Here is a 24850-nt window from a genome sequence, read left to right on the forward strand (position 1 = left end):
GTCAGCCCATGTGGGGGTACGTGTGGTCGGTCGGCGGCACGAAGGTCTCCTTGATCGTCCGCGGCGACACCCAGCGAACCAGGTTGAGCCAGGAGCCCGCCTTGTCGTTGGTGCCGCTGGCCCGGGCGCCGCCGAACGGCTGCTGCCCGACCACCGCGCCGGTCGGCTTGTCGTTGATGTAGAAGTTGCCGGCCGCGTACCGCATGCGCTCGCCGACCGCGTCGATCACCCGGCGGTCGGTGGCGAACACCGACCCCGTCAGCGCGTACGGGGCGATCGACTCGGCCTGCGTGACCACCTCGTCGAAGCGCGCGTCGTCGAACACGTGCACGCCCAGGATCGGCCCGAAGTACTCGGTGGTGAACGTCTCGTGCGCGGCGTCGGAGCACTCGAAGAGCGTCGGCCGGACGAAGTATCCGACCGAGTCGTCGGCCGTGCCGCCGGCGAGCACCCGGCAGCTGTCGTCACCGCCGATCAGCTCCAGCGCCGCGGTGTGCCGGGCGAACGCCTTGTCGTCGATCACCGCGCCACCGAAGTTGCCGAAGTCGGCCACGTCGCCGTAGGTCAACGAGTCGGCGGTGGCGGCCAGGCGGTCCCGCAGGCCCCCCTCCCAGAGCGAGCGCGGCACGTACGCCCGGGAGGCCGCCGAGCACTTCTGGCCCTGGTACTCGTACGCGCCACGGATCAGCGCGGTGTGCAGCGCGTCCACGTCGGCGCTGGTGTGCGCGACCACGAAGTCCTTGCCACCGGTCTCGCCGACCAGCCGCGGGTAGCCCCGGTAGCGGGAGATGTTGTCGCCGACGGTCCGCCACAACTGCTGGAAGACCTTTGTCGAACCGGTGAAGTGGATACCCGCCAGATCCGGGTCGGCGAGCACGACGTCGGAGACCTCCTCGCCCCGGCCGGTGACCATGTTGATCACGCCGGGCGGCAGGCCGGCGGCCTCGAACAGCCGCATGGTGAAGTGCGCCGCGAACTGCTGCGTGGGGCCCGGCTTCCAGATCACCGTGTTGCCCAGCAGCGCCGGCGCGGACGGCAGGTTGCCGGCGATGGCAGTGAAGTTGAACGGGGTGACCGCGTAGACGAAGCCCTCCAGCGGGCGGTGGTCGAAGCGGTTCCAGACGCCCGGCGAGGACGCCGGCTGCTCCTCGAGCAGGCGGCGGGCGAAGTGCACGTTGAACCGCAGGAAGTCGATGAACTCGCACGCCGCGTCGATCTCCGCCTGGATCGCGGTCTTCGACTGGCCGAGCATGGTCGCGGCGTTGAGAGTGTCGCGCCACGGGCCGGCGAGCAGCTCGGCGGCGCGCAGGAAGATCGCGGCGCGCTCCTCGAACGGCAGCGCCCGCCACATCGGCGCGGCGTCCTTGGCCGCCTTGATCGCGGCGCGGGCGTCGTCGTGGGTGGCGTGCGCGGTCACGCCGAGCACGTGGGCGTGCTTGTGCGGCTGCACCACGTTGATCGGGTCGCCGGCCGCCATCCGCTGCTCCCCGCCGATGGTCATCGGCAGGTCGATGCGCTCGGCGGCCAGCTCGGTCAGCCGCCGCTGGAGCCGGTCCCGGTCTCCGCTGCCCGGCTCGTAGTTGCGAACCGGCTCGTTGCGCGGCTCGGGAACGGAGAACACGGCATCCATCAAGGCTCCTGGCGATCTCGACAGCGGTGGCGAAACCGGACCCGCGGGCACCGACCGGACGGCCGGACACCGGACGCCGCGCGGGAGGGCCGAGCAGCGGCGGGACCTCCCACGATTGTTTCATGCGGGGGTGCTCGACTCGCCTCCACCACCTCCCGGTTGCTCAGGACCGGCTGCCCTTTCTCTCCTTACTGGGCGTCGTGCCATATCGGGCGTCGTGGTGGGGCTGGGGCGAGCGTCCCCGGCTCCGGGCGGTCAGGCTTGATCCCTGCGCCGGGGACGCTCGCCCCAGCCCCGACGTTGGTCGCGGACCGTGGGCCCGTTGCGGTTCCTTCGGGGGTACGTCGCTGGCGCGTACCCATGAGGTGTGGCTCGTTCAGAGGGGGTCGCGGCGGCCCGCGTACCCTGAATGGTCGGTGACCTGGCGCCTCGAAGGGGAGACGATGACCAAGCAGCCCGGCCGCGTCCCAGCCGCGGAGTCGGACCAGCCGGCGGTCGACGCGGCCACCCCCGGCGGCCGACCGGTGTCCGCGCCCGGCGCGGCAGTGCTCGCGCTGCTGGCGCTCGGCTGGCTGGCCGCCATGCTCTGGTCGACCCGGGAGGCCATCACCTCGGCGGCGGCGGGCATCACCGCGATCAGCCTCTCCGCGTTCGCTCTGCCCGGTGTGATCTCGGCGGCGCTGGTGGCCGGCGCGGCGACCGCGCTGGCCTTCGGCAACCTGCTGTCGCGCCGGTACGGCGACGGAGCGACCCTGCGTTTCGTCGGTGCGATCGGCGCGGGGATGCTCGTCGGGCTGGCCGCCGCGCTGGCGATCAACCTGACCTACTTCGACACCTCGACCACCAACGTGATCGCCGGGACGACGGCGGCCGCCGCGATCATCGGCGGGGCGATCGCCGGCGCGCGAACCGCCCCGGCGGTCGGTGCGGTGGTGACCGCCGCGCTGGGCGCGCTGGTCTTCGTGGTGGCGTTCAGTCGTGCCCGGGACCCGCTGTTCGACCTGTTCGGCGCGGGCGACACCCAGCAGTCGCTTGTCGACGCCGCCAAGTGGGTGTCGCGCACCGAGTCGCTCATCGCCGGCCTCCTGGCCGGGCTGCTCGCCTTCGGCTACCTCACCTGGGCACGGCGGCGAGCCCTGCGGCGCGATCCGCTGACGCCCGCGCTGCGCTGGCCGGCCTACCTGCTCGCCGGCGCCGGGCCGGGCCTGCTCCTGCTGCTCGCCGAGGTGATCATCCGGATCGGCGGCCGGTCACTGCTGGACCTCGCCAGCGCGCTCAGCGAGGCGGACGCGGTGGCCCAGACCTCGCTGGGCACCTCGCGGGTGGACAACGGCATCTGGATGGTCTTCGTGGGGGCGCTGACCGCGCTCATCGCGTTCGGCCGCACGCTCGGCCCTTCGCACACCGACGACGACCCCGTGGTGGCCGACGGTCCCGGTGCCACGCAGCCGGCAGTCGCGAACGAGACCAACGCCGACGCCGACGCCGACGACGAGGCGGACACGACCGCTCACGACGACGTCGACCCGGCCAGGGCCGACCCGGCCCGCTGACCGCTGCCGGCTCAGTCGGTGGCGCGCAGCAGCAGGTCCAGCTCAGTCACGTCGTACCACTCCAGCTCGTGATCTTCGGCCCCGTCGACGGTGAACTGGGCGTCGGGGTCGCCGGCAGCGGCCTCGGCCACCACGTCGGCCGCGGCGGCGACCTCCTCGACGGCGTCCGCGCCGTCCACGTGGATCGCCGCGACGGCTCCCACCGGCACGGTGTCGGCCAACGTCACCATGCTGGACCCCAGCTCACCATCGCCACGGCCGAGCGCGGCGGGCGGCACGTCGACCGAGACGACAACGCGGCGGCGGGGCGCTGCGGGATCGGCCCTGAGCAGGTGCAGCGCGTCCTGGGCAGCCCGGGTGAACGCGACGTACTCCAACTCCTCCTCGTCGCCCTCGGCGTACCACTCGCGCAGCGCGGGTGTCACCGCGTGCGCCCGGTCGGCGGTCAGCCCCTGCTCGCGCAGGCGGGCCAGCATGGGTACGGTCGCCGGCACGTACACCCGGACAAGCTCGTCGGTCACCGGTCGTCTCCCCGCTCGGTCCTGTGCCGGCGGCAGCCGGCACGGGCGCAGATCATGCCGCACGCCGTGACCGTCATACACCCCGCCTCCGGCCGGTGGAAGTTTCCCGCCGGTGTGTCCGGGCTCTGGTTGGTCCGCCGCCGGGCCGGGTGGATGCTGGGCGGTGAGCCCTGCCGATGGCAAACTGAGGCAAACGACGTCAACCCCGGGAGTTTCCGTGGAGCCGAGGTTCCTGCTGCTCTCCGACGTGGCCACCGAGCTGAACGTGTCGGACTCGCAGGTCTACCACATGGTCCGCAGCGGGGAGCTGCCGGCGATCAAGATCGGCGGACGCGGTCAGTGGCGGGTCGAGCGCGCCCGGCTGGAGGAGTACATCGCGCAGAAGTACGCCGAAACCGCCGACTGGGTACGCGGTAACCCCCTGATCGACCGCGACCCGGAGTAGGCCCGGGTGGCCGCGCGCCACGTTCCGCCCCCGCTCCCGGCCCGCTCCCGCCCTGCTCACGGCCCGCGTGATCGACTCCGTATCCCCGGGATGGGGCTGTCCGGCCTGCCGGGACACCGCGACGTCGGCGACACCGGGTCGATCATTCCCAGGGGCCGGCACGCCCACCGTCGCGGGCATTGACCGAGGCCGTTGTGTCGCGCACAATCGAGTCAGTCGGAGGCAAACGAAGGCAAACGCAAGATCAAAGGGAGCAGCGATGAGTGAGCGGCGACCCGGTCCCTCCCGGCCACCTGTGCGCCTGCGCCCCGTCCCGCCCATCGATCCGCCGTACCCCGACGAGACGTACTGGCCGGGGCCGACCCACGGCCAACTCGCCCTCGACCTGTTCGCCTCGACACGACCGGATCCGGTCCGGCCGGCGGAGCGCCGCGCGGCCCCACGCCGGACGCCGTCCCGGCCGGCCAGCCACCCGGGTGCGCCGCTCCCACCGGCGAGCGCCCCCGAGGCGACCCGCGCCGCACACCGCTTCGTCGGCACGTGCCTGGAGGTGGTCAACGGCTACCGCTCGCCGGCCCAGGTGCGCCCCCTGCTCGACCCGGGCCGGGCCGTCGAACTGCTCACCGAACTCGCCCGCGCGACCGGCCGGGCCGGGCCGGTTCGCCGTCGCGCAACGCGGCCGGCCCTGCGGCTGCTCCGACTGCGGGTGTGTGAGCCCCGGGAAGCCGCTGTGGAAGCGGCTGCCGTGGTGAGCGGTGCCGGTGGCCGGAGCTGGGCCATGGCGGTACGCCTGGAACACCGCCGAGGCCGCTGGTTGTGCACGGCCCTGCACGTCCTCTGACAACCCGCCAGGGGCCCGCCCACGCCGCCACCGCCGCCCCCCGGGGGGGGCCACGCGGCGTGCCGCAGGCCCAGGCTCTGCGTTGATCGACTCGACTTCCAGGAAAGCGCCGTATCAACCTGGCGCCGACGCCCCGACTTCCAGGAACCCGAGATGATCGGCCGTCACCCGGCCGTGGGCGTCGGAGGGGACGTGGCCCGGGGATGCGCCGGGTGGAGACGCCGATGGGCCCCGGCCTCGTCGGCCAGGGCCCATCGGGACGCGCTGTGGGTCAGTTGCCGCCGTTGGGGGCGCCGTGGCAGCGCTTGTACTTGCGGCCCGAGCCACACGGGCACGGCGCGTTGCGGGACGGGCCGTTGCCGGCATCGGCCTGGTTGGGGACCGGACGTCGGGAGCCGGCGGACGGCAGCGTCGGGCCACGCAGCCCGGAGGCCGGCCGCTGCGGGGCGGACGGTGCGCTCTGCCCGGGGGCTGCGGGCATGCCCTGGGCCGGCCGGCCCACACCGAGCGCCGGCGCCTGCTGCTGCTCCTGCTCGACGCTGACGGCGCCGGGGCTGGCTTCACCGTCGATGGTCGGAGCCGAATACTGCAGGCCCTGCCGCTGCGGCGAGCGGTTGAGGCCCTTGGCCCGGATCTCCACCGGCTTGTCGAGCAGCGTGACCTCTTCCGAGTCGGCTGCCGGCTCGGGCTCGGTGACCTGGACGTCCACGTTGTAGAGGAAGCCGACGGTCTCCTCCTTGATGCCCTCCATCATGGTGGCGAACATGTCGAAGCCCTCGCGCTGGTACTCCACCACCGGGTCGCGCTGGGCGTACGCCCGGAGGTTGATGCCCTCCTGGAGGTAGTCCATCTCGTAGAGGTGCTCGCGCCACTTGCGGTCGATCACCTGGAGCAGCACCATCCGCTCGAGCTGGCGCACCCCCTCGGTGCCGAGCTGCTCCTCGCGGCGGTCGTACGCGGCGTTCGCGTCCTCCTTGAGGCGGGCGACCAGGAAGTCGGCGTCCATGCCGGCCCGGGAACCACCGGCCTCCTCCTCCAGCTCCTCGATCGTCACGCCGACCGGGTAGAGCTGCTTGAGGCTGGACCAGAGCTGCTCAAGATCCCAGTCCTCGCCGTAACCCTCGGAGGTGGCACCCCGCACGTACGCCTCGACGGTGTCGTCGATCATGTTGCGGACCTGGTCGGAGAGGTCCTCGCCGTTGAGCACCCGCAGCCGCTCGGCGTAGACGACCTGGCGCTGCTTGTTGAGCACCTCGTCGTACTTCAGAACGTTCTTGCGGATCTCGGCGTTCTGACCCTCGATCTGGGCCTGGGCGCTCTTGATCTGGCGGGTGACCATCTTCGACTCGATGGGCACGTCCTCCGGGATGTTGAAGCGCTCCATCACCGCCTCGACCGCGCCGGCCCGGAAGCGTCGCATCAGCTCGTCCTGCAGCGACAGGTAGAAGCGGGACTCGCCCGGGTCGCCCTGCCGGCCGGCGCGACCGCGCAGCTGGTTGTCGATCCGCCGGGACTCGTGCCGCTCGGTGCCCAGCACGTACAGGCCACCGGCGGCGGCGACCTCGTCCGCCTCGGCGTCGCAGGCCTGCTTCCAGGTGGGCAGGACCTCCTCCATCGCCTTGGCGTAGTCCTCCTCGTTCTCCAGCGGGTCGAGACCGCGCTGGCGCAGCTCGTTGGCCGCGAGGAACTCGGGGTTGCCGCCGAGCAGGATGTCGGTGCCGCGGCCGGCCATGTTGGTGGCCACGGTGACCGCGCCCTTACGCCCGGCCTGGGCGACGATCTCGGCCTCCCGGGCGTGGAACTTGGCGTTCAGCACGTTGTGCGGGATGCCCCGGCGGCGCAGCAGCTGGGAGAGGATCTCCGAGTTTTCCACCGAGACGGTGCCGACCAGCACCGGCTGGCCCATCTGGTGCCGCTCGGCGATGTCCTCGATGACGGCGTTGAACTTGGCCTTCTCGGTCTTGTAGATGACGTCCGGCCGGTCCTCGCGGACCATCGGGCGGTGCGTCGGAATGCTCACGACGCCGACCTTGTAGACCTTGTTGAACTCGCTCGCCTCGGTCTGCGCCGTACCGGTCATCCCGGACAGCTTGTTGTAGAGGCGGAAGTAGTTCTGGAGGGTGATGGTGGCCAGGGTCTGGTTCTCCTGCTTGATCTCCACCCCCTCCTTGGCCTCGATCGCCTGGTGCATGCCCTCGTTGTAGCGACGGCCGTGCAGGATGCGACCGGTGAACTCGTCGACGATCAGGACCTCACCGTCGCTGACGATGTAGTCCTTGTCGCGCTTGTAGAGCTCCTTGGCCTTGATGGCGTTGTTGAGGTAGCCGACCAGCGGGGTGTTCACCGACTCGTACAGGTTGTCGATGCCGAGCCGGTCCTCGACCTTGGCGACGCCGCGCTCGGTGACCGCGATGGTGCGCTTGGAGTGGTCGACCTCGTAGTCGCCCTCGCCGTCCGTGCCGGGCTGGAGCCGGGCCACGACGCCGGCGAACTCGCCGTACCAGCGGGCGGAGTGCTCGGCCGGGCCGGAGATGATCAGCGGGGTGCGCGCCTCGTCGATCAGGATGGAGTCGACCTCGTCGACCACCGCGAAGTTGTGCCCGCGCTGCACCAGCTCGTCCTTGGACCAGGCCATGTTGTCGCGCAGGTAGTCGAAGCCGAACTCGTTGTTGGTGCCGTACGTGATGTCGCACTCGTAGGCGGCCTTGTGCTCACTGGCCGGCCGGTTGGGCAGCACCACGCCGACGGTCAACCCGAGGAACTCGTGCACGCGACCCATCCAGGCCGCGTCACGCTGGGCGAGGTAGTCGTTGACGGTGACCACGTGCACGCCGTCGCCGGAGAGCGCGTTGAGGTAGACGGCCATGACCGAGGTCAGCGTCTTGCCCTCACCGGTCTTCATCTCGGCGATGTTGCCGAAGTGCAGCGCGGCGCCACCCATCACCTGGACGTCGTACGGCCGCTGGCCGAGCACCCGGGCGGCCGCCTCGCGGGCCACCGCGAACGCCTCCGGCAGCAGGTCGTCGAGGGTCTCACCGTCGGCGAGCCGCTCCCGGAACTGCTCGGTCATGCCGCGCAGTTCCTCGTCGGTGAGGTTGACGTAGTCGTCCTCGATCGAGCTGACGGCGGCGGCGATGGCCTTGAGCCGGCGCACCATGCGGCCCTCGCCCGCATTAAGGACCTTTTCCAGAATCGACACGGATCAACGCTCCCCTAGACAGTCTCGAACCATCGTAGGCGCTCCATCGGCGCGATGGTCACTGGTGGCGGCGGTCCACCTCGCCGAACCCGACATAATTCGCGCACGGGATGCGCCCGGGACGTTATCCGGTTACGCCTTCGGCGAACGTTCCGGCACGATGCACGGGTGGAGCCTGTGGAGATCGTCGAGGACGGCGTGCTGCTGCGACCCTGGCGGGAGGCGGACGCCGACGGCGTACACCGCGCCTGCCAGGATCGGGACATTCAGCGTTGGACCACCGTACCGCGCCCATACCTTCGCGAACATGCCCACAGTTTCGTCACGGAGCTGAGCGGTCGGGCCTGGGCGGACGGCACCGGGGCGCCGTTCGCGGTCTGCGACGCGGCCACCGGCGAGCTGCTCGGCTCGTGCGGGCTGATCTCCGTCGACCGTGCCGGCACCGGTGAGATCGGCTACTGGACGGCACCGTGGGCGCGCGGTCGGGGCGTGACCGTCCGGGCCGCCCGGGCGGTCGCCCGCTGGTCCTTCGAGAAGCTGGGGCTGCGCCGGCTGCTCTGGCAGGCCGAGGTGGGCAACCACGCCTCGCGGCTGGTCGCCCTGCGGGCCGGGTTCCGCATCGACGGCCGGGTCCGGTCGGCCGAGACGGAACCGCACAACGGCGCGGACACCTGGATCGGCTCGCTGCTGCCCGGCGAGGTGCCCGAACCCGGATCGACCGGGCCGGCCGGCCCCGGCACCCTGGTCGCTCGCCGGGCCGCCGTCTTCGGCCGCCCACAGCCGACCCTGTTCGCCACCTCGGCGACCGGTGAGCTGCGGCTGCGACCGATGGAGGAGCGCGATCTGGACGCCATCGTGCAGACCTGCCGCGACCCGGAGACGATCCGGTGGACAACGGTTCCGGACCCGTACGACCGCTCCGACGCCCAGGGGTACCGGGGCTACGCCCAGGACGCCTGGGCCCGGGGGAACTCCGCCTGCTTCGTGGTCGCCGACCCGGACGACAGGTACGTCGGCACTCTGGACCTGCGGCTCTCCCCCGCCGACCCGCTGCTCGCGGACGTGGGCTTCATGACCGCCCCGGCGGCCCGCGGGCGGGGTCACCTGCCGGCCGCCCTGATCGCGCTGAGCGCCTGGGGTTTCACCACGCTGGGACTGGCCCGGATCGAATGGAAGGCGAACGTGGGCAACACGTCCTCCCGGCGGGCCGCCGAGAAGGCGGGGTTCACGTTCGAGGGGACCGCCCGGGGCGGCGTCCAGCACCGGGGTGAGCGGGTCGACGCCTGGGTGGCCGCGCTGCTCGCCGGAGATCTGGCATGACCGGGGCGGTGCCGGTCGTCGAGGCGCACGGGGTGCGGCTCCGGCCGTTTCGGGCCGGCGACATCGCGGACCTGGTCGAGGGGTGCGCCGACCCGCTCAGCCAACGGTTCGTGTCCAGCATGCCGTCTCCGTACACCGAAATCGACGCCCACTGGTGGGTCGAGGCCGGCGCACCGGCGGTCTGGGCCGGCGGCGGCGCCGCGTACGCCATCGCGGACCCGGCCACCGACCGGCTGCTCGGCGGGGCCGGACTGAGCAACCCGGTACCGGGCCGGAGTCAGGCGGAGATCGGCTACTGGCTGCGGCCGGCGGCGCGGGGGCGCGGGGTGGCCACGGCCGCGACCCGCGCGTTGAGCGAACACGCCTTCGGCACCGGGACGCTCCGGCTGGAGCTGCTCACCGAGTTGGAGAACGCGGCCAGCCAGCGGGTCGCGCTGGCCGCCGGCTTCCGGTACGAGGGCCTGCGTCGGTCGGCCGGGCAGCGCCGGGACGGCGGCCGGCACGATCTGCTGACCTGGGTACGCCTCGCCGACGATCCGCCCGGCCCGACCCCCCGGCTGCTGCCCGACCTGCCCGACGGGATGCTCACCGATCAGGTGGTGGCGCTGCGCCGCCTCGCGCCGGACGACGCGGAGATGATGTACGGGTTGCACAGCCGGCCCGAGGTCGTCGCCAACCAGGCCCCGCCGGTGCCACCGACGCCCGAGTCGATCGAGCGGCGCTGCCGGCTGGCGGAGAGCGCATGGCTGACCGGCGACATCGCCCGACTGCTGATCGTCGACGTGGCCACCGGCGAGCCGGCGGGCAGTTGCGGCCTGTCGTACACCGAAGTGACAAGTGGTGAGGCGTCGATCGGCTACGCGCTGCTCCCACGCTGGCGGGGGCACGGCTACGCCACCCGGGCGGTACGGCTGCTCGCGCAGTGGGCGTTCGGCCCGGCGGGTATCGCCCGCCTGACCGCCGGCACCGTGCCGGAGAACACCGCCTCGCATCGCGTGCTGGAGCGGGTCGGCTTCCAGCGCGAGGCCCTGCAACGCGGTCGCCTGCCCGGCCTGGCGGGTGCCCGCCTCGACGACCTGACGTTCGCCCTGCTGCCGGCTGACAGGCGCTGACGAGACACGGGGTTGCGGCGGTCGCCCGCCACAACCCCGTGCTCGACGCGGGTCAGGCCCGGCTCAGGTGTCGAGCGAGATGATGCCGTAGTCGTAGGCGTGGCGTCGGTAGACGACGCTGGGGCGGCCCGTCTCCTTGTCCTGGAACAGGTAGAAGTCGTGGCCGACCAGCTCCATCTGGAACAGGGCGTCGTCGATCGTCATCGGCTCCGCCGGGTGCACCTTCTCCCGGGCGATGTGCCACGGCTGGTCGTGGTCCTCCTCGACCCGCTCGGCGACGGCGGTGCCGGCGCGTGCGCCAGCGCCCGGCGCGGACAGCGGGGCGGCCACCAGATCCGTGACCGGCAGGTCGGCGGTGGCGGCGGCGACGGAGATCGGCGCGTGCCGACCACGGTGTACGCGGCGGCGGTCCGCCGCACGACGTAGCCGGGTGTCGAGCTTCGCGATGGCGGCGTCGAGCGCGCTGTAGAAATCGTTCGTGCAGGCCTCGGCCCGAATCACGGGGCCCCGGGAAACGCAGGTGATCTCCACCCGCTGGCAGTGGTCGGCCTGGCGCGGATTGCGCTCGTGAAACAGCTCGACATCGATACGGATAATCTTGTGGTCGTAGCGTTCGACCTTTGCGAGTTTCTCGGCTACGTGTACCCGGTAATGGTCCGGCACTTCGACGTTGCGGCCCTTGACCACGATGTCCACGTGACCTCCCTTGTTCGGACGTCTTCGATCCGGTTTCCCGGTCGCGCGCCGTGGGGAGACCCGCTGGCGTCGACCGGTCAGTACGGCTACGCCTCCTCTCACCGCCGGGGGCGGGATGGAACGACCTCCTACCCCTGACAGCGAAACGCTAACTCCTGTTCGCTCGGCAGTCACCCCATGTTGCCAAGACCGCCCAGGATTTTTCGCACCTCATACACCAACGGGTGAAACGGAAACACTGTCGGTTACAACTGGTGTCTTTTCTCGGTCGCGGCGAGCACCGCGGCGACACCGGGTGGCCGTCCGCTCGCGGTCAGCACCCGGGTCGCCGCGGCCAGGGTCACGCCCGTGGTGACGATGTCGTCGAGCAGCACGACGACCGGGGCGCCGACCGCCCGGCGAGGCCCGTCCGAGGCGCCGGACCGGGGTCGGAACGCCGCCTCGGCCGCCGCGGCGCGGCCCGCGCTGTCCAGCGTCACCGAGTCCGGGCGGGGCAGCGCGCGCAGCGGACGGCTCACCCGCGCCGGCCAGCCGCCCCGGCGCAGCCGGCTCGCGCAGTGCCGGGCCAACCGGTCCAGGTGGTCACCGTAGCGGGCCCGGGCCGCCGCGGCGGTGTCCGGCACGGGCACCAACTCCACCGGGCGGACTCCGCCGACCGCCGCGACGACCACCTCGGCCAGCAGCGCGCCCAACGGGCGGGCCAGACCGTGCCGGCCGTGCTCCTTGTACGCCAGCAGGGCCTCCCGCAGCGGGCCGGCGTACGGGCCGAGGGCGACGCAGGGCGGCAGCCCCGGTGGGGCGGGCGTGGGGCGGACCGTCCGGGGACGCAGCACGCCCAGCGCCGTCACGCAGGCGGGGCAGAAGCCCTGCCGCAGGACGGCGTGACGCTCCCGGCAGCCGGCGCAGTCCGCGGGCAGGACCAGGTCGGCGAGGTCCGCCCAGAGGCCGCGCACGGCGTCAGTAGAGGAAGAACGGGGCGGACGGGTTGCTCGGCCGGACCCCGGCCGGCGGCGCGGGGACGTCGCGCACACTTCCCGGCTCGATCCGTTCGAACGGGCTGCTGCGGTACGCCACCTTGTTCGCCTCGTACATGTACGACCCGGTGGGAACGCGCACGCTGCGGTTGGTGGGGTACGCCGTCAGGTGGTTGACCTTCGCGCCCACGTCGGTGCGCAGCGGGGTCTCCAGAGCGCCGTCCACGCTGATCTCGTAGATCGCCGGCTGGCCGGCCGACCCGGCCACCACCAGCCGATCCTCGCCGATCCAGTCCACCGCGGTCAGGCCGGTCAACGAGGTGACCAGGGCCCGGGGCGGGCCGACCGACATCCCGCTCCCGGCGCCGTCGAGGGTGATCGCCGCGACGTAGAGCCGCCCGCCGGCGATCAACGCGACCCGCTGACCGTCCAGCGCGGCGGCGACCGCGGTGACCTGCGGCGAAGGCAGGTTCAGCGGCACCTCCGACATGCGGGCGGCCTCGTCGAAGCGGTACAGGCGGCCATCTGCCACCACCAGCCCCTGCGCCGGCCGGGAGTCGACGGTACGCAGCCACACCGGGCGGCTGATCGAGGCGTACTCCGTGCCGCTGCGGTTGAGCGCGGTCACCGCGTCCGCGCCGACGCCCACCGCGAGTCGCTGCCGGTCCTTGCCGCTGGTCACCACCATCGCGGCGAGGATCCGGCTGGTGCCCCGCGCGAGGCCGGCGGACACGATGTTGCGGTTGACCTCGGCCGCCAGGGGCACCACGCCGCTGGGCTCACTGACGAAGTCCAGCGGGCGGATCGCGCCCTCGTAGACCCCGAACCGCTGCGGGCCCTCCCGAACCGGGTAGAGCGGCTGGGCCAGCCGGCGCTCGTTGAGATCCTGGACCGGCTGCGAGTTGTTGCGGATCTTCAGCTCCAACTCGCCCGGCAGGTCCCCCAGTGACCAGGCGAGCTGCGTGATCACCTGGTCGACCCGGCTCTGGTCGTCGCCGGACATGTCCAGGTTGACCTCCCAGCGGTTGTTCGCGCCGGTGGCGTTGTTGATCAGCTCGGTGCCGTCGGGCAGGCCGACGACGCCCGGCCGCAGCCAGTCGGACGGGCCGCCGACCAGCCAACGCACCACCTCGTTGACCCGGCGCTCGTCCGGCACCGCGAACGGCAGGTAACGCTGGTCGGGCACCAGCCGCGTGCGGTCGGAGCTCCAGAAGTAGATCGACTCGTCCTGGTAGTACTGCTGAAGGGCGACGTCACTGAGCAGCAGCACGTTCGGCGGGTCGAGGACGTACTGACCGGCGCGCTCGTCGTTGTCGGCCCCGCCGAGGGAGGCGCTGCGCAGCCGGAACTCGTACTCGGTCTCGGTCGCCACCGGCGGTGCCAGGGTGCCGTTGGTCCGCAGCACGCCGATCTGCTGCACCGTGATCTTGACCGTGGTGGTGGAGTCGCTGTTGAAGGTGAAGACGGTCTCGCCCAGCCGCACCACGGTCAGCGCGACCTCGCTGCCCTTCTTGTCCTGCAGGCGGGGCTTGTGCTCCGGAGCGATGAACGCCTTCACCCGCTCGTACGCCCGGTCCGGTTCGCCGGCGGCGGCGGACAGGAAGTTACGCACGAACGCCTCGTTGTCGCTGCCGCTGGCCGTACGCGATGGTGGTTCGCTGCTCCGGCCGTTGCTCGACCCGGCCTCGGTCGCCGTGCCGGCCTTGCCGTCCACCCGCACGTCGGACGACGCCGGGATGCCGCAGCCCGCGCTGAGCAGCAGCGCCGCGCCGAAGGCGCCCAAAAGTGGTCGAGCCCTCACGAGCGCACCTCCGCCCGCTGGCCGTCCCCCGTCGACGCGGGGCCGATCGCCAGCGCTCCACCGGCGCCCGGCCCGATGGCCAGCGGGCCGCCGTCGCGGGGGCCGCCGAACGGCAGCGCCGCGTCGGCGGGCACCAGCCGCAGCGGCGACGTGGTGAGCCGGTCACCGGCGCGGGCCGGCAGGGTGAGCCGGAACTGGGCGCCCTGCCCGGGCGCTCCCCAGGCTTCCAGCCAACCACCGTGCAGGCGGGCGTCCTCAAGGCTGATCGACAGACCCAGCCCGGTGCCGCCGGTCTGCCGGGCCCGGGACGGATCCGCCCGCCAGAACCGGTTGAACACCAGCTTCTCCTCACCCACCTTCAGCCCCACGCCGTGGTCGCGAACCGTGATCGCCACGGCGGTGTCGTCGATGCCGAGGGTGATCAGCACCGGGCGGGCCTCGCCGTGCTCGACGGCGTTGCCGACCAGGTTGCGCAGCACCCGCTCGACCCGGCGGGGGTCGACCTCGGCGATCACCGGCGTGGTCGGCAGGTCCAGCTCGATCTCCACGCCCACCCGCTCGGCCAGGCCGGCCAACCGGTCGACGACCCGGTGCACCACCGGCACCAGGTCGGTCGGCTCGGCGTCCAGCATGGCGAAGCCCGCGTCGAACCGGCTGATCTCCAACAGGTCGGTGAGCAGCTCCTCGAAACGGTCCAGCTCGGCCTGGAGCAGTTCGGCGCTGCGAGCCACCGCCGGGTCAAACTCGTCGCGCTCGGCGAAGATCAGGTCGGCGGCCATCCGGACCGTGGTCAGCGGGGTCCGCAGCTCGTGCGACACGTCGGAGGTGAACCGGCGCTGCAACCGGGACATCTCCTCCAGACGCAGGATCTGCCGTTGCAGGTTGGTCGCCATCTGGTTGAACGAGGCGGCCAAAAGTGCGAGATCGTCCTCGCCGTTGACCACCATCCGCTGGTCGAGCAGGCCGGCGGAGAGCCGCTGGGCGGTACGCGCGGCGACGCGGACCGGGTTGACCACCAGGCGGGTGACCAGGGCGGCGAGCAGACCCAGCAGGACCACCAGGGCGATCCCGGTGGCGACGACCGTGGCTCGGGCGTCCGCCGCGGTGGCGTCCTGCCGGGTCAGCGGCACCAGGTAGTAGAGCTCGATCTGCCCGAAGCGGGTCGGCACCGGCGAGCCGTAGACCAGGTACTTCGTCGTTTCGCCGGTGAGTCGACCGGTCTGGATCTGGCTGGCCACCTTGCCGCTGGCGACCGCGGCCCGCAGCTCCTTGCTGATCAGGGGCTGGACGTTGGCCGCCGGCGCGGTGCGGGTCTGGATCATGGTCGGGTAGTCGGCGGCGGTGATCGCCACCACCACACCACTGGTCTGCTGCGGGTCGCCGCCGGCCAGGTAGTTGACCGTGCCCTCGATGGTCTCCTGAAGCTGCGCCTCCTGCGGCTGACCGTAGAGGGAGACCTGCTTGGCCGCGTAGCCCGCGCCGCCCTTGACCCGCAACTGGACGTCGCTGCGGGCGTTGTCGAGCAGGATCGTCGTGATCTTGTCAGCGATCAGGTACGCGAAACCGCCCACCAGCAGGCTTGAGGCGACCAGCGTGATGGTCACCACCCGGACCTGGAGCGAGCGACGCCAGGTCTGGTGCGCCCGGGCCACCAGCCGTGCGACCCGGCCACTGAGGGCACGCCACAGGTCCCGGCCGGCGTCGAGCCGGCGGGCAGGCGTGCTCTGAGGGTGCGGGGGCGGCGAGGTTGACACAGTGTGACCAGGCTATCCGGTGCCCGCCTTGTAGCCCACGCCCCGCACGGTGAGGATGATTTCCGGCCGCTCCGGATCTGGTTCGATCTTGGCGCGCAGCCGCTGCACGTGCACGTTGACCAGTCGGGTGTCGGCCGCGTGCCGATAGCCCCAGACCTGCTCCAGCAGCACCTCACGGGTGAAGACCTGACGCGGCTTGCGGGCGAGCGCGACCAGCAGGTCGAACTCCAACGGCGTCAGCTTCACCTCCTCGTCGTTACGGCTCACGGTGTGTGCCGGCACGTCGATGGTGATCTGGTTGCCGGGCGGCCCGATCGTCAGCATCTCCGGGGCCACGTCCTCGCCACGGCGCAACCGGGCCCGCATCCGGGCCACCAGCTCCTTGGGCTTGAACGGCTTGACCACGTAGTCGTCGGCGCCGGACTCCAGGCCCAGGACGACGTCCACGGTGTCGCTCTTGGCGGTCAGCATGACGATCGGCACGCCGGACTCGGCACGGATCGACCGTGCCACGTCGATACCACTCATACCGGGCAACATGAGGTCGAGCAGGACGATGTCCGGTCGACTGTCACGGAACGCTGCCAACGCCCGCTCGCCATCGGCCACGAACGAGGGCAGGAAACCCTCATTGCGCAGCACGATGCCGAGCATCTCGGCGAGTGCGGGGTCGTCGTCGACCACCAGTACCCGGGCTCTCATGGGATTAATATTGCATCCCCGTTCAGTTCGGTGGGACCGGCGTCACCCGGTACGGATGGTGCCGCCGGCAGAACCAGTCGCCCGCGACCCGCGGCGGCGGCGCCACGTGGTGCGGGGGCCAGCACAGGGATCGGACCCGGGGCCGGCTGCCACCATGATCCCCCCTCGGCGCCGTCCGGCGCCACCGTAGCCCCGGCCGGCCGCGCTGTCACGATCGGAGACGACGGGTCGCCGTCCGGCGCTCAGCCGAAGAGCGCGCGGCCCCAGTGGTCCCCACCGTCGCGTACTCCGGGCGGGCAGGCGAACAGGCCGCTGGAGACGTGCCGCAGATATTCGTTCATCACGTCGTGGCGGGCCAACTGGGTCTGGATCGGCACGAACTGCCGGCGTGGATCCCGCTGGTAGGCGATGAAGAAGAGGCCGGCGTCGAGCCGGCCGAGACCGTCCGAGCCGTCGACGAAGTTGTAGCCCCGCCGCAGCAGGTGCGCGCCGTTGTTCCTGCTCGGGTGGGCCAGGGCGACGTGGGCGTGCTCGGGGATCAGCGGCTTGCCGTCGTCACCGCGTGCCGCGAAGTCCGGCTCGTCGAACTCCTTGCTGCGCCCGAGCGGGGCGCCGCTGCCCTTGGTGCGACCGACGATCTCCTCCTGCTCGGCCAGGGAAGTCCGGTCCCAGGTCTCCACGAGCATCCGGATCTTGCGGGTCACCAGGTACGACCCGCCGGTCATCCAGTCCGGCCCGTCCCCCGGCTGCACCCACAGCTGGTCGCGGAGCCTGTCGGTCTCCTCGGCCTTGAGGTTGGCCGTGCCGTCCTTGAAACCGAACAGGTTGCGGGCGGTCGCCTGGTCGCGGGACGTCGACGACGTACGGCCGAAGCCGAGCTGCGACCAGCGGACGCTGACCACCCCCATGCCGATCCGCGCCAGGTTGCGGATCGCGTGCACCGCCACCTGGGGGTCGTTGGCGCACGCCTGCACGCACAGGTCACCGCCGGAGATCGGGGCCTGCAACGCGTCGCCGGGGAACTTGGGCAGCTCGGCCAGGGCGGCGGGACGGCGGTCGGCGATGCCGAACCGGTCCCGTCCGTCGGCGTCGCGGAACAGCGTCGGGCCGAAGCCGATGGTCAGGGTGAGCTGCGACGGCGGGAGGCCGAGCGCCTCGCCGGTGTCGTCCGGCGGGGCCTCCGGCATGCCACCGACCGCGCCGAGCACACCGGCGTCACGGCCGGCCGTCATCCTCGCGGCGGCGGCCGACCACTCCTCGAGCATCGAGACCAGGCGGGCCCGGTCCTTGGTGATGACGTCGAAGGCGACGAAGTGCAGCCGGTCCTGGGCCGGAGTGACGATGCCCGCCTGGTGCTCGCCGAAGAACGGCACCGCACCCGCCGGGTGGTCGCTGGCCGAGGCCGGGCCGCGGGAGTCACCGACGAGCGCGCCCGCACCGGCGGCCACCCCGGCGACTCCGGCCACCCCGGCGCCGGCGAGCGTGATAGCCCGCCGGCGGGTCAACCTGCGTACGCTCATCGACTCGACTCCCCCTGCTGTCCGGTCACTTGGCGACGACTGCGGCAACCTTGCTGATCGGCTCGGCGAGCGCGTTGATGCCGTCGGAGAGCTCCTTGAGCTCAGCCTTGCTCAACGCGGTGTGCAGCTTCCACCCGTCGCCGTCGCGGTGCTTGCCGAGCTGCGCCTCGACGTTCGCGAACTCGGTGTCGAGCTGCTTGACCAGCTCCGGCGAGCGCTGCTCCAGCGCGGGCCGGAGGGCGGACAGCGCCGCCTTGGAACCTTCGAGGTTGGCGGCAAAGTCCCACAGGTCGGTGTGCGAGTAGCGGTCCTCCTCGCCGGTGATCTTGCCGCTGGCGACCTCGTCGAGCAGCTCCTTCGCGCCGTTCGCGAGCTGGAGCGGGGAGAGCTTCTCGGCGTTGGCCTTGGCCACGATCTCCTTGACGTCGACCAGCAGCCGGTCCGCGATCGGGCCGTCCTTGCTGATGTCGCCGGACTGCCAGAGGTCCTTCTCGATCCGGTGGAAGCCGGTGAACTCCATGCCCTCCTCGATGACCTCCTCGCGGCCGTCGATCTTGGGGTCGAGGTCGCCGAAGATCTCGGCCACCGGCTCGATCCGCTCCCAGTAGGTGCGCGCGACCGGGTAGAGCGACTTGGCCTTCGCCACGTCGCCGGCCTTCACAGCGGCGACGAACTCCTCGGTCTTCTCCAGCAGCGCGGCGGTCTGGCTCTTGACGTAGCGCTGGTAGTTGTCGGTGGCCCCGGCCAGGGCGGCGTCGGCGGTCAGCGGCTGCGCCGACCCGCTGACCTTGAGCGCGCCCCGGATGCCCTTGCCGCTCATCCCCGGCTTGCAGGCCGTCTCGTACGTGCCCGCCGGCAACTCGACGTGCAGCTCGCGGCTCAGGCCCGGGGCGATGTTCTCCACCTCGCCCATCACCCGGTCGCCGGAGGCGTACACGTAGAACTCGGTGACCTTCGCGCCCGAGTTGGTGATCTTGAAGGTGGCGGTCCCGGCGCCGAGGTCGGTAGTGCCGACCTCGCAGGCGGTGTCGGTGGCCTTGACCACGATCGCGCCACCTGCCGCGCCCGCGTCATCCTTCTTGGAATCGGAGCACGCGGCGACGCCGGCCGTCGCCAGCACGCCGGCAGCGGCCAGCGCGAAGAATCGGGTGGTACGCATCTGAGCTGTCTCTCCTCGTGGGGGTCAGGCGCGCTGCGGCGCGGATGCCGCATCGGCCTCGGCCTCGGCGCCGGTGTCGGCCCCGCGCTCGGTGACGGTGGTGGTGGTCGTTTCGTCCGGAGACGTCGACGTGGCGACGGCGGGCGCCGAAGCCGCGGCGGGTGCCGACGCCGCGGGCGCAGCCGACGCCGCGGTGGCCGCGGCCGGTGCTGGCGTACGCCGGGCCGGGCGCAGGAAGAGCACCAGGACGGGCACGGCGTACCCGATCCAGGCGATCGTCTCGAGCACGGTGGGCGCCGGGGTCACGTTGAACATCCCGGCCAGCAGCGCCGCGTACCAGGTGCTCGGGTCGAGCGCGCCGGTGATGTCGAAGGCCAGGTCGTTGAGGCCGGGCAGGACACCGGCCTCCTGGAAGTCGTGCACGCCGTACTTGAGGATGCCGGCGGCGACCAGGATCAACAGGGCGCCGGTCCAGGTGAAGAACTTGCTGAGGTTGATCCGCAGGGCGCTGGCGTACAGCAGCACGCCGAGCACCACGGCGGTGACGATGCCGCCGATCAGCGCGAGCAGCGGCCCACTGTCGCCGGCCGCGCCCTGGGCGGCGGAGTAGAAGATCAGGGCGGTTTCGAGGCCCTCGCGGATCACCGCGAGGAAGGCCATGCCGGCGACGGCGAGCGACCCGACGGCCAGCGCCTCGGTGAGCCTGCCGCGCAGCTCGCCCGCGATGGTGCGGGCCGCCTTGCGCATCCAGAAAATCATCCAGGTGACGAACACCACGGCCGCGACGGAGGTGATCGCCTCGAACAGCTCGCGGTCCTCGGAGCGGGACAGCAGCGAGGTCGAGGTGTACTCGATGAGCCAGCCGAAGAGCACGGACAGCGCCACGGCGAGGCCAACGCCCGCCCACACCTGCGGCAACCGGTCCCGGCGCTGCGACTTCACCAGGAAGGCGACCAGGATGCTGACCACCAGGGTCGCTTCCAGGCCCTCCCGCAGGCCGATCAGGTAGGTGGCGAACATCCTGGCTCCGTGTTCGTTAGGCACGCCTCAGCTAACTTAGGGCAGCCATACCTTCCTCCAGTTCCGGGACCTCGTCAAGTCGTTCATGACAAGCTCACTCTCGCTGTGACCTGGTCTCCGACGGCCCACCACGAACCGGAAACCGTCCGAGCGTGGGAGGATCCCTGCCGTGAAGGCTTTCCTGCCGTGGTTGGCGGTGCTCGCCGTGGTGCTGCTGCTCAGCGCACTGCGCCTGCGGGCACTGGCCACCGTCGTGTCCCTGGGCTGGCTGGCCTGGTGCGCCTGGACGTGGTTCCGCCCCACCCGCCGCGGCTGACCCCGCGCCCCGCGCCCCGCGCCCCGCGCCCAAGATCGTCACAGTTTCAGGGATGTCGCTGCGTCAGACGCGCGGGAGACAGCAACATCCCCGAAGTTGCTGTCTCCCCGCCCACAGTCCCCCGCGATCTTGCACTTTCTGTCGCGACATAGCGGGGCGAGAGCCGCAAATCCCCGACCGAAACTGCAAGATCGCGGGGCGGGGCGGGACGCGACGGGACAGGGCGGGGGCGGGGTGGGGCGGGGCGGGAACGACGAACCGGGTCGGCTTCGAGCAGCCGACCCGGTTCGGAGAGATGTCGATCAGTAGCGGTAGTGGTCCGGCTTGAACGGACCCTCCTGCGAGACGCCCAGGTAGGCGGCCTGCTCCTTGGTGAGCGTGCTCAGCTTGGCGCCGAGCGCGCCCAGGTGCAGGCGGGCCACCTTCTCGTCCAGGTGCTTGGGCAGCACGTAGACGCCGACCGGGTACTCCTCGGTCTTGGTGAACAGCTCGATCTGGGCGATCGTCTGGTTGGCGAACGAGTTCGACATGACGAAGCTCGGGTGCCCGGTCGCGTTGCCCAGGTTCAGCAGACGCCCCTCGGACAGCACGATGATGGCGTGCCCGTCGGCGAAGCGCCACAGGTCGACCTGCGGCTTGATGTTGATCCGCTCGACGTCGGAGCGCTTGGCCAGGCCGGCCATGTCGATCTCGTTGTCGAAGTGACCGATGTTGCCGACGATGGCCTGGTGCTTCATCCGGGCCATGTGCTCGTTGGTGATGACGTCGAAGCAGCCCGTGGCGGTGATGAAGATGTCGGCCTGCTCGACCACGTCGTCCAGGGTGGCGACCTGGTAACCGTCCATCGCGGCCTGCAACGCGCAGATCGGGTCGACCTCGGTCACCACGACCCGGGCGCCCTGGCCGCGCAGCGACTCGGCGCAGCCCTTGCCCACGTCGCCGTAGCCCATCACGACTGCCATCTTGCCGCCGATCAGCACGTCGGTGGCCCGGTTGATGCCGTCGATCAGGGAGTGGCGGCAGCCGTACTTGTTGTCGAACTTGCTCTTGGTCACCGAGTCGTTGACGTTGATGGCCGGGAAGAGCAGCGTGCCGGCGCGGTGCATCTCGTAGAGGCGGTGCACGCCGGTGGTGGTCTCCTCGGTGACGCCCTTGATGCCGGCGGAGATCCGGGTCCAGCGCTGGCCGTCCTCGGCGAGCGAGCGGTGCAGCAGTTCGAGGATGACCGCGTACTCCTCGGAGTCGGCGGACTCGACCGGCGGCACGACGCCGGCCTTCTCGAACTCGGCGCCCTTGTGGACCAGCAGGGTGGCGTCGCCGCCGTCGTCGAGGATCATGTTCGGGCCCTGCCCGTCCGGCCAGGCGAGCACCTGCTCGGTGCACCACCAGTACTCCGGAAGGGTCTCGCCCTTCCAGGCGTACACCGGGACGCCGGCGGGAGCGTCGGGGGTGCCGTTCGGGCCGACGACGATCGCGGCGGCGGCGTGGTCCTGGGTGGAGAAGATGTTGCAGGACGCCCAGCGGACCTGCGCGCCGAGGGCGACCAGCGTCTCGATCAGGACGGCGGTCTGGATGGTCATGTGCAGCGACCCGGTGATCCGCGCGCCGGCGAGCGGCTGCGCTTCGGCGAACTCCCGCCGGATCGCCATCAGGCCGGGCATCTCGTGTTCGGCGAGCTGGATCTCCTTGCGCCCGAACTCGGCGAGCGACAGATCCGCCACCTTGAAGTCGCCCTCGGCGAGCGTGCTCGGCCGGGCCTCGGACGGCGTACCGCTGGCGGCCGCCGGGAGGGTGCTGGTCATGAAAGCTCCTGTCGAACGATGTCTGCGCCGATCCTCCACCTTACGCGCGCCGGCGACGGGTGACGGGGGACGGGCTGCGGACAGCGCACGGGGCGGTCGGTGGTGGACAGACCTGCTGCCCACTTCCGCCCGCCCCGTGCATCCCCCCGGTTTGGTTCCCCGCACGTTGCCGGACCGTCGTCGCGATAACGCTGCGTACTCATAGAGTCACACTCAGCCAGGGGCGAGTCAAGCTATTCCGGGAAAGTCGGACTTGTGTCGGGCTCAGCGCAGCCCCGACGTCGCCACGTACGCCTCACCGTCACCGCTGATCCGCAGCGGCCCGCCGGCCGCGGTGCCGATCGCCGCCTGGCCGGAGGCCAGCGTCAGCGCGCCCGCACCGTCGTCGACAGTGACCGAGCCCGCACCGCAGAGCACCACCCGGGGGCCGGGCAACGCCAGGATGACCTCCGGCACGGCCGCGCCGACCCGCACCCGGTGCAGCGCGAAGTCGTCCACAGGCACCGGCCAGCAGTCCACGCCCGGGGCGACCGACTGCGCGGCGCGTACCGGATCGTCGAGCACCTCGAAACGCAGCACCCGCAGCAGCTCGTCGACGTCCACCCGCTTCGGGGTGAAGCCGCCGCGCAGCACGTTGTCGCTGGCCGCCATGATCTCCACGCCGCAGCCGCTCAGGTACGCGTGCAGGTTGCCCGCGGGCATCCAGATCGCCTCCCCCGGCTCCAGCCACAGGTGGTGCAGCAGCAGCGCCACCAGCACGCCCGGGTCGGCCGGATAGGCGACCGCCAGCCGGCGGGCCAGGTCCGCGTCGGGCCCGTCGGCCGACGACGCCACTGCGGCCCGCAGCAGCCCGTCGCGCTCGGCGACCGGCCAGCCGAGCAGTGTCCGCACCGCCGTGCGCAGCCCCGCCGGACCGGCCCGCAGCGCGTCGACAACCGGCCCCAACGCCGGTACGCCGAACGCGGCGAGCGCCTCGGCCGACTCCGCCGGATCCCGGAAACCGCACAGCGCCTCGAACGGCGTGAGCGCGACCAGCAACTCCGGCTTGTGGTGCGGGTCGGAGTAGTTGCGCTCGGCCGCGGGGCGGCCCGCCTCCGCCGCGAAACCCGCCCGGGCCTGCTCGGCGTCCGGGTGGGCCTGCAGGCTCAGCGGCGCGTCGGCGGCGAGCACCTTGAGCAGGAAGGGCAACCGGGTGCCGAACCGGTCGGCCACCCGCGGGCCCAGCCACTGCCCCGGCTCGTCGCGCACCAGGTCACAGAGGCTCACCCGCAGGCCGGCACGCTCCACGCTGGCCGGGGCGCCCGGGTGGGCGCCCAGCCACAGCTCCGCCTCCGGGCCGGCGCTGGGCACCGGCCGACCCTGCAGCATGGCGATGGCTGAGCGGGACCCCCAGGCGTAGTCCCGGATCGGTCCGTACAGCGGTTCCACCGTCTCAGCCCCCGGACCGCCCGACCGCCTCGCCCGACACGTCCTCGGGCTGCGGTACGGCGGTGTCGGCGGCGGCGCCCGTGCCGGCTGCCGCGGCGGCGGCGCTGTAGATGTCCGGCTCCAGGTAGATCACCCGGGCGATCGGCACGGCCGTACGGATCCGCGCCTCCACGGCGTTGATGCCCCGGGCCAGCTCCTGGGCGCTCTCGTAGGCCGGCACGCCGATCTTCGCGGCCACCATCAGCTCTTCCGGGCCCAGGTAGAGCGTCTTCATGTGGATGATCCGCTCCACCTCGGGGCCTTCGGTGATGGCCCGTTCGATGGCGGTCAGGTCCTGCTGCTCTGCACCCTCACCGAGCAGCAGGCTTTTGGTCTCGATGGCCAGCACGATGGCGATGAGCACCAGCAGGATGCCGATCATCGCGGTGCCGGCGGCGTCCCACCTGCCGTTGCCGGTGATCAGCGTCATGCCGACGCCGAAGAGCGCGAAGACCAGACCGATAAGCGCGCCGAAGTCCTCCAGGAGCACCACCGGCAGTTCCGGCGCCTTTGCCCGTCGGATGAAACGCACCCAGGACTGGTTGCCCCGGATCTGGTTCGACTCCTTGATTGCCGTCCGGAAGGAGACCGACTCCATGGCGATCGCCGCCAGCAGCACCACCACCGGGAGCCACTGCCACTCGGTGATGCCCTCCGCGTGCGACCACTTGTGGTACGCCTCGTAGAGGGCGAACAGGCCGCCGATGCTGAACAGCACGATCGACACGATGAACGCGTAGATGTAGCGCTCCCGGCCGTACCCGAACGGGTGTTCCGGGGTGGCCGCGCGCTTCGCCCGCTTCCCGCCGAGCAGCAGCAGACCCTGGTTGCCGGAGTCGGCGACCGAGTGGACCGCCTCGGCCAGCATCGACGAGGACCCGGAGAGCAGGAACGCGATGAACTTGGTGACGGCGATGCCGATGTTGGCCAGCAGGGCGGCGACGATCGCTTTCGTCCCGCCGTTCGCGCTCACGCCGCCACTCCGCTTCGCGTCGTGGTGACGTACGTGACGCGCCGC

Annotated in this window: 20 protein-coding genes; 6 read left to right on the top strand and 14 right to left on the bottom strand. The window is 71.7% G+C overall.

Going from position 1 to position 24850, the window contains the following annotated elements; genetic code table 11:
- Window position 1 precedes the first annotated feature (1 nt).
- Window positions 2–1630 carry an L-glutamate gamma-semialdehyde dehydrogenase gene (gene pruA / locus AB0B39_RS01900; protein ID WP_357493823.1) on the bottom strand — a complete coding sequence of 543 codons (1629 nt, stop codon included), beginning with the start codon at window positions 1628–1630 and terminating at the stop codon, window positions 2–4.
- Between the two features lie 443 nt (window positions 1631–2073).
- Here pruA and AB0B39_RS01905 point away from each other — a divergent pair, with 443 nt between their 5' ends.
- Complete coding sequence (locus AB0B39_RS01905; RefSeq protein ID WP_357573262.1) at window positions 2074–3183, top strand: hypothetical protein; 1110 nt, start codon at window positions 2074–2076, stop codon at window positions 3181–3183.
- 11 nt (window positions 3184–3194) lie between these two features.
- On the opposite strand, the gene AB0B39_RS01910 is transcribed toward AB0B39_RS01905, so the two are convergent.
- Window positions 3195–3704, bottom strand: coding sequence for a hypothetical protein (locus tag AB0B39_RS01910; protein WP_357493819.1), 510 nt, complete (start codon window positions 3702–3704; stop codon window positions 3195–3197).
- A 217-nt stretch (window positions 3705–3921) separates the two neighbouring features.
- On the opposite strand from AB0B39_RS01910, the gene AB0B39_RS01915 reads away from it, so the two are divergent.
- Window positions 3922–4149, top strand: a complete 228-nt coding sequence (locus tag AB0B39_RS01915; RefSeq protein ID WP_234583095.1) for a helix-turn-helix domain-containing protein — start codon at window positions 3922–3924, stop codon at window positions 4147–4149.
- A gap of 259 nt (window positions 4150–4408) precedes the next feature.
- Complete coding sequence (locus AB0B39_RS01920) at window positions 4409–4990, top strand: Rv3235 family protein (RefSeq protein ID WP_234583096.1); 582 nt, start codon at window positions 4409–4411, stop codon at window positions 4988–4990.
- 271 nt (window positions 4991–5261) lie between these two features.
- On the opposite strand, the gene secA is transcribed toward AB0B39_RS01920, so the two are convergent.
- Window positions 5262–8189 (bottom strand): preprotein translocase subunit SecA, encoded by a 2928-nt coding sequence (gene secA / locus AB0B39_RS01925; RefSeq protein WP_357493816.1) that lies wholly within the window; start codon window positions 8187–8189, stop codon window positions 5262–5264.
- 168 nt (window positions 8190–8357) lie between these two features.
- On the opposite strand from secA, the gene AB0B39_RS01930 reads away from it, so the two are divergent.
- Complete coding sequence (locus AB0B39_RS01930; RefSeq protein WP_357493814.1) at window positions 8358–9509, top strand: GNAT family N-acetyltransferase; 1152 nt, start codon at window positions 8358–8360, stop codon at window positions 9507–9509.
- The gene (locus tag AB0B39_RS01935; RefSeq protein WP_357493812.1) at window positions 9506–10621 is read left to right on the top strand and encodes a GNAT family N-acetyltransferase; all 1116 of its coding nucleotides are present in this window, start codon (window positions 9506–9508) and stop codon (window positions 10619–10621) included. The genes AB0B39_RS01930 and AB0B39_RS01935 overlap by 4 nt, the downstream gene beginning before the upstream one ends.
- A gap of 63 nt (window positions 10622–10684) precedes the next feature.
- On the opposite strand, the gene raiA is transcribed toward AB0B39_RS01935, so the two are convergent.
- From raiA to efeU, 8 genes are all read right to left on the bottom strand, one after another.
- A complete protein-coding gene (gene raiA, locus AB0B39_RS01940; protein WP_234583100.1) occupies window positions 10685–11317 on the bottom strand; it encodes a ribosome-associated translation inhibitor RaiA in 633 nt (210 codons plus the stop codon).
- A gap of 245 nt (window positions 11318–11562) precedes the next feature.
- Window positions 11563–12270 carry a ComF family protein gene (locus tag AB0B39_RS01945; RefSeq protein WP_357493810.1) on the bottom strand — a complete coding sequence of 236 codons (708 nt, stop codon included), beginning with the start codon at window positions 12268–12270 and terminating at the stop codon, window positions 11563–11565.
- 4 nt (window positions 12271–12274) lie between these two features.
- Window positions 12275–14092, bottom strand: a complete 1818-nt coding sequence (locus tag AB0B39_RS01950) for an LpqB family beta-propeller domain-containing protein (protein WP_357493808.1) — start codon at window positions 14090–14092, stop codon at window positions 12275–12277.
- Window positions 14089–15846, bottom strand: a complete 1758-nt coding sequence (mtrB, locus tag AB0B39_RS01955) for an MtrAB system histidine kinase MtrB (protein WP_357493806.1) — start codon at window positions 15844–15846, stop codon at window positions 14089–14091. The genes AB0B39_RS01950 and mtrB overlap by 4 nt, the downstream gene beginning before the upstream one ends.
- A gap of 12 nt (window positions 15847–15858) precedes the next feature.
- A complete protein-coding gene (gene mtrA, locus AB0B39_RS01960; RefSeq protein ID WP_234587699.1) occupies window positions 15859–16548 on the bottom strand; it encodes an MtrAB system response regulator MtrA in 690 nt (229 codons plus the stop codon).
- Window positions 16549–16790: 242 nt separating this feature from the next.
- Window positions 16791–18068, bottom strand: a complete 1278-nt coding sequence (gene efeB / locus AB0B39_RS01965; RefSeq protein ID WP_357493803.1) for an iron uptake transporter deferrochelatase/peroxidase subunit — start codon at window positions 18066–18068, stop codon at window positions 16791–16793.
- A 25-nt stretch (window positions 18069–18093) separates the two neighbouring features.
- Window positions 18094–19227, bottom strand: coding sequence for an iron uptake system protein EfeO (gene efeO, locus AB0B39_RS01970; protein WP_357493801.1), 1134 nt, complete (start codon window positions 19225–19227; stop codon window positions 18094–18096).
- A gap of 24 nt (window positions 19228–19251) precedes the next feature.
- Window positions 19252–20247, bottom strand: a complete 996-nt coding sequence (gene efeU, locus AB0B39_RS01975; protein WP_357573263.1) for an iron uptake transporter permease EfeU — start codon at window positions 20245–20247, stop codon at window positions 19252–19254.
- A gap of 169 nt (window positions 20248–20416) precedes the next feature.
- Here efeU and AB0B39_RS01980 point away from each other — a divergent pair, with 169 nt between their 5' ends.
- A complete protein-coding gene (locus tag AB0B39_RS01980; protein WP_234587704.1) occupies window positions 20417–20563 on the top strand; it encodes a hypothetical protein in 147 nt (48 codons plus the stop codon).
- Window positions 20564–20865: 302 nt separating this feature from the next.
- Here the strand turns inward: AB0B39_RS01980 and ahcY are convergent, their stop codons facing one another.
- From ahcY to AB0B39_RS01995, 3 genes are all read right to left on the bottom strand, one after another.
- A complete protein-coding gene (ahcY, locus tag AB0B39_RS01985; RefSeq protein ID WP_234587706.1) occupies window positions 20866–22365 on the bottom strand; it encodes an adenosylhomocysteinase in 1500 nt (499 codons plus the stop codon).
- A 264-nt stretch (window positions 22366–22629) separates the two neighbouring features.
- Complete coding sequence (manA, locus tag AB0B39_RS01990; RefSeq protein ID WP_357493796.1) at window positions 22630–23793, bottom strand: mannose-6-phosphate isomerase, class I; 1164 nt, start codon at window positions 23791–23793, stop codon at window positions 22630–22632.
- Window positions 23794–23797: 4 nt separating this feature from the next.
- Window positions 23798–24805 carry a cation diffusion facilitator family transporter gene (locus AB0B39_RS01995; RefSeq protein WP_234587710.1) on the bottom strand — a complete coding sequence of 336 codons (1008 nt, stop codon included), beginning with the start codon at window positions 24803–24805 and terminating at the stop codon, window positions 23798–23800.
- Between the last annotated feature and the right edge of the window lie 45 nt (window positions 24806–24850).

The organism is Micromonospora sp. NPDC049114, from assembly GCF_040648635.1.
Taxonomy (GTDB): domain Bacteria; phylum Actinomycetota; class Actinomycetes; order Mycobacteriales; family Micromonosporaceae; genus Micromonospora.

Coding starts and splice junctions, on each gene's coding strand:
- pruA (WP_357493823.1), bottom strand. CDS start 1,630: ATGGATGCCGTGTTCTCCGTTCCCGAGCCGCGCAACGAGCCGGTTCGC.
- AB0B39_RS01905 (WP_357573262.1), top strand. CDS start 2,074: ATGACCAAGCAGCCCGGCCGCGTCCCAGCCGCGGAGTCGGACCAGCCG.
- AB0B39_RS01920 (WP_234583096.1), top strand. CDS start 4,409: ATGAGTGAGCGGCGACCCGGTCCCTCCCGGCCACCTGTGCGCCTGCGC.
- AB0B39_RS01935 (WP_357493812.1), top strand. CDS start 9,506: ATGACCGGGGCGGTGCCGGTCGTCGAGGCGCACGGGGTGCGGCTCCGG.
- mtrA (WP_234587699.1), bottom strand. CDS start 16,548: ATGAGAGCCCGGGTACTGGTGGTCGACGACGACCCCGCACTCGCCGAG.
- efeB (WP_357493803.1), bottom strand. CDS start 18,068: ATGAGCGTACGCAGGTTGACCCGCCGGCGGGCTATCACGCTCGCCGGC.
- efeO (WP_357493801.1), bottom strand. CDS start 19,227: ATGCGTACCACCCGATTCTTCGCGCTGGCCGCTGCCGGCGTGCTGGCG.
- efeU (WP_357573263.1), bottom strand. CDS start 20,247: ATGTTCGCCACCTACCTGATCGGCCTGCGGGAGGGCCTGGAAGCGACC.
- ahcY (WP_234587706.1), bottom strand. CDS start 22,365: ATGACCAGCACCCTCCCGGCGGCCGCCAGCGGTACGCCGTCCGAGGCC.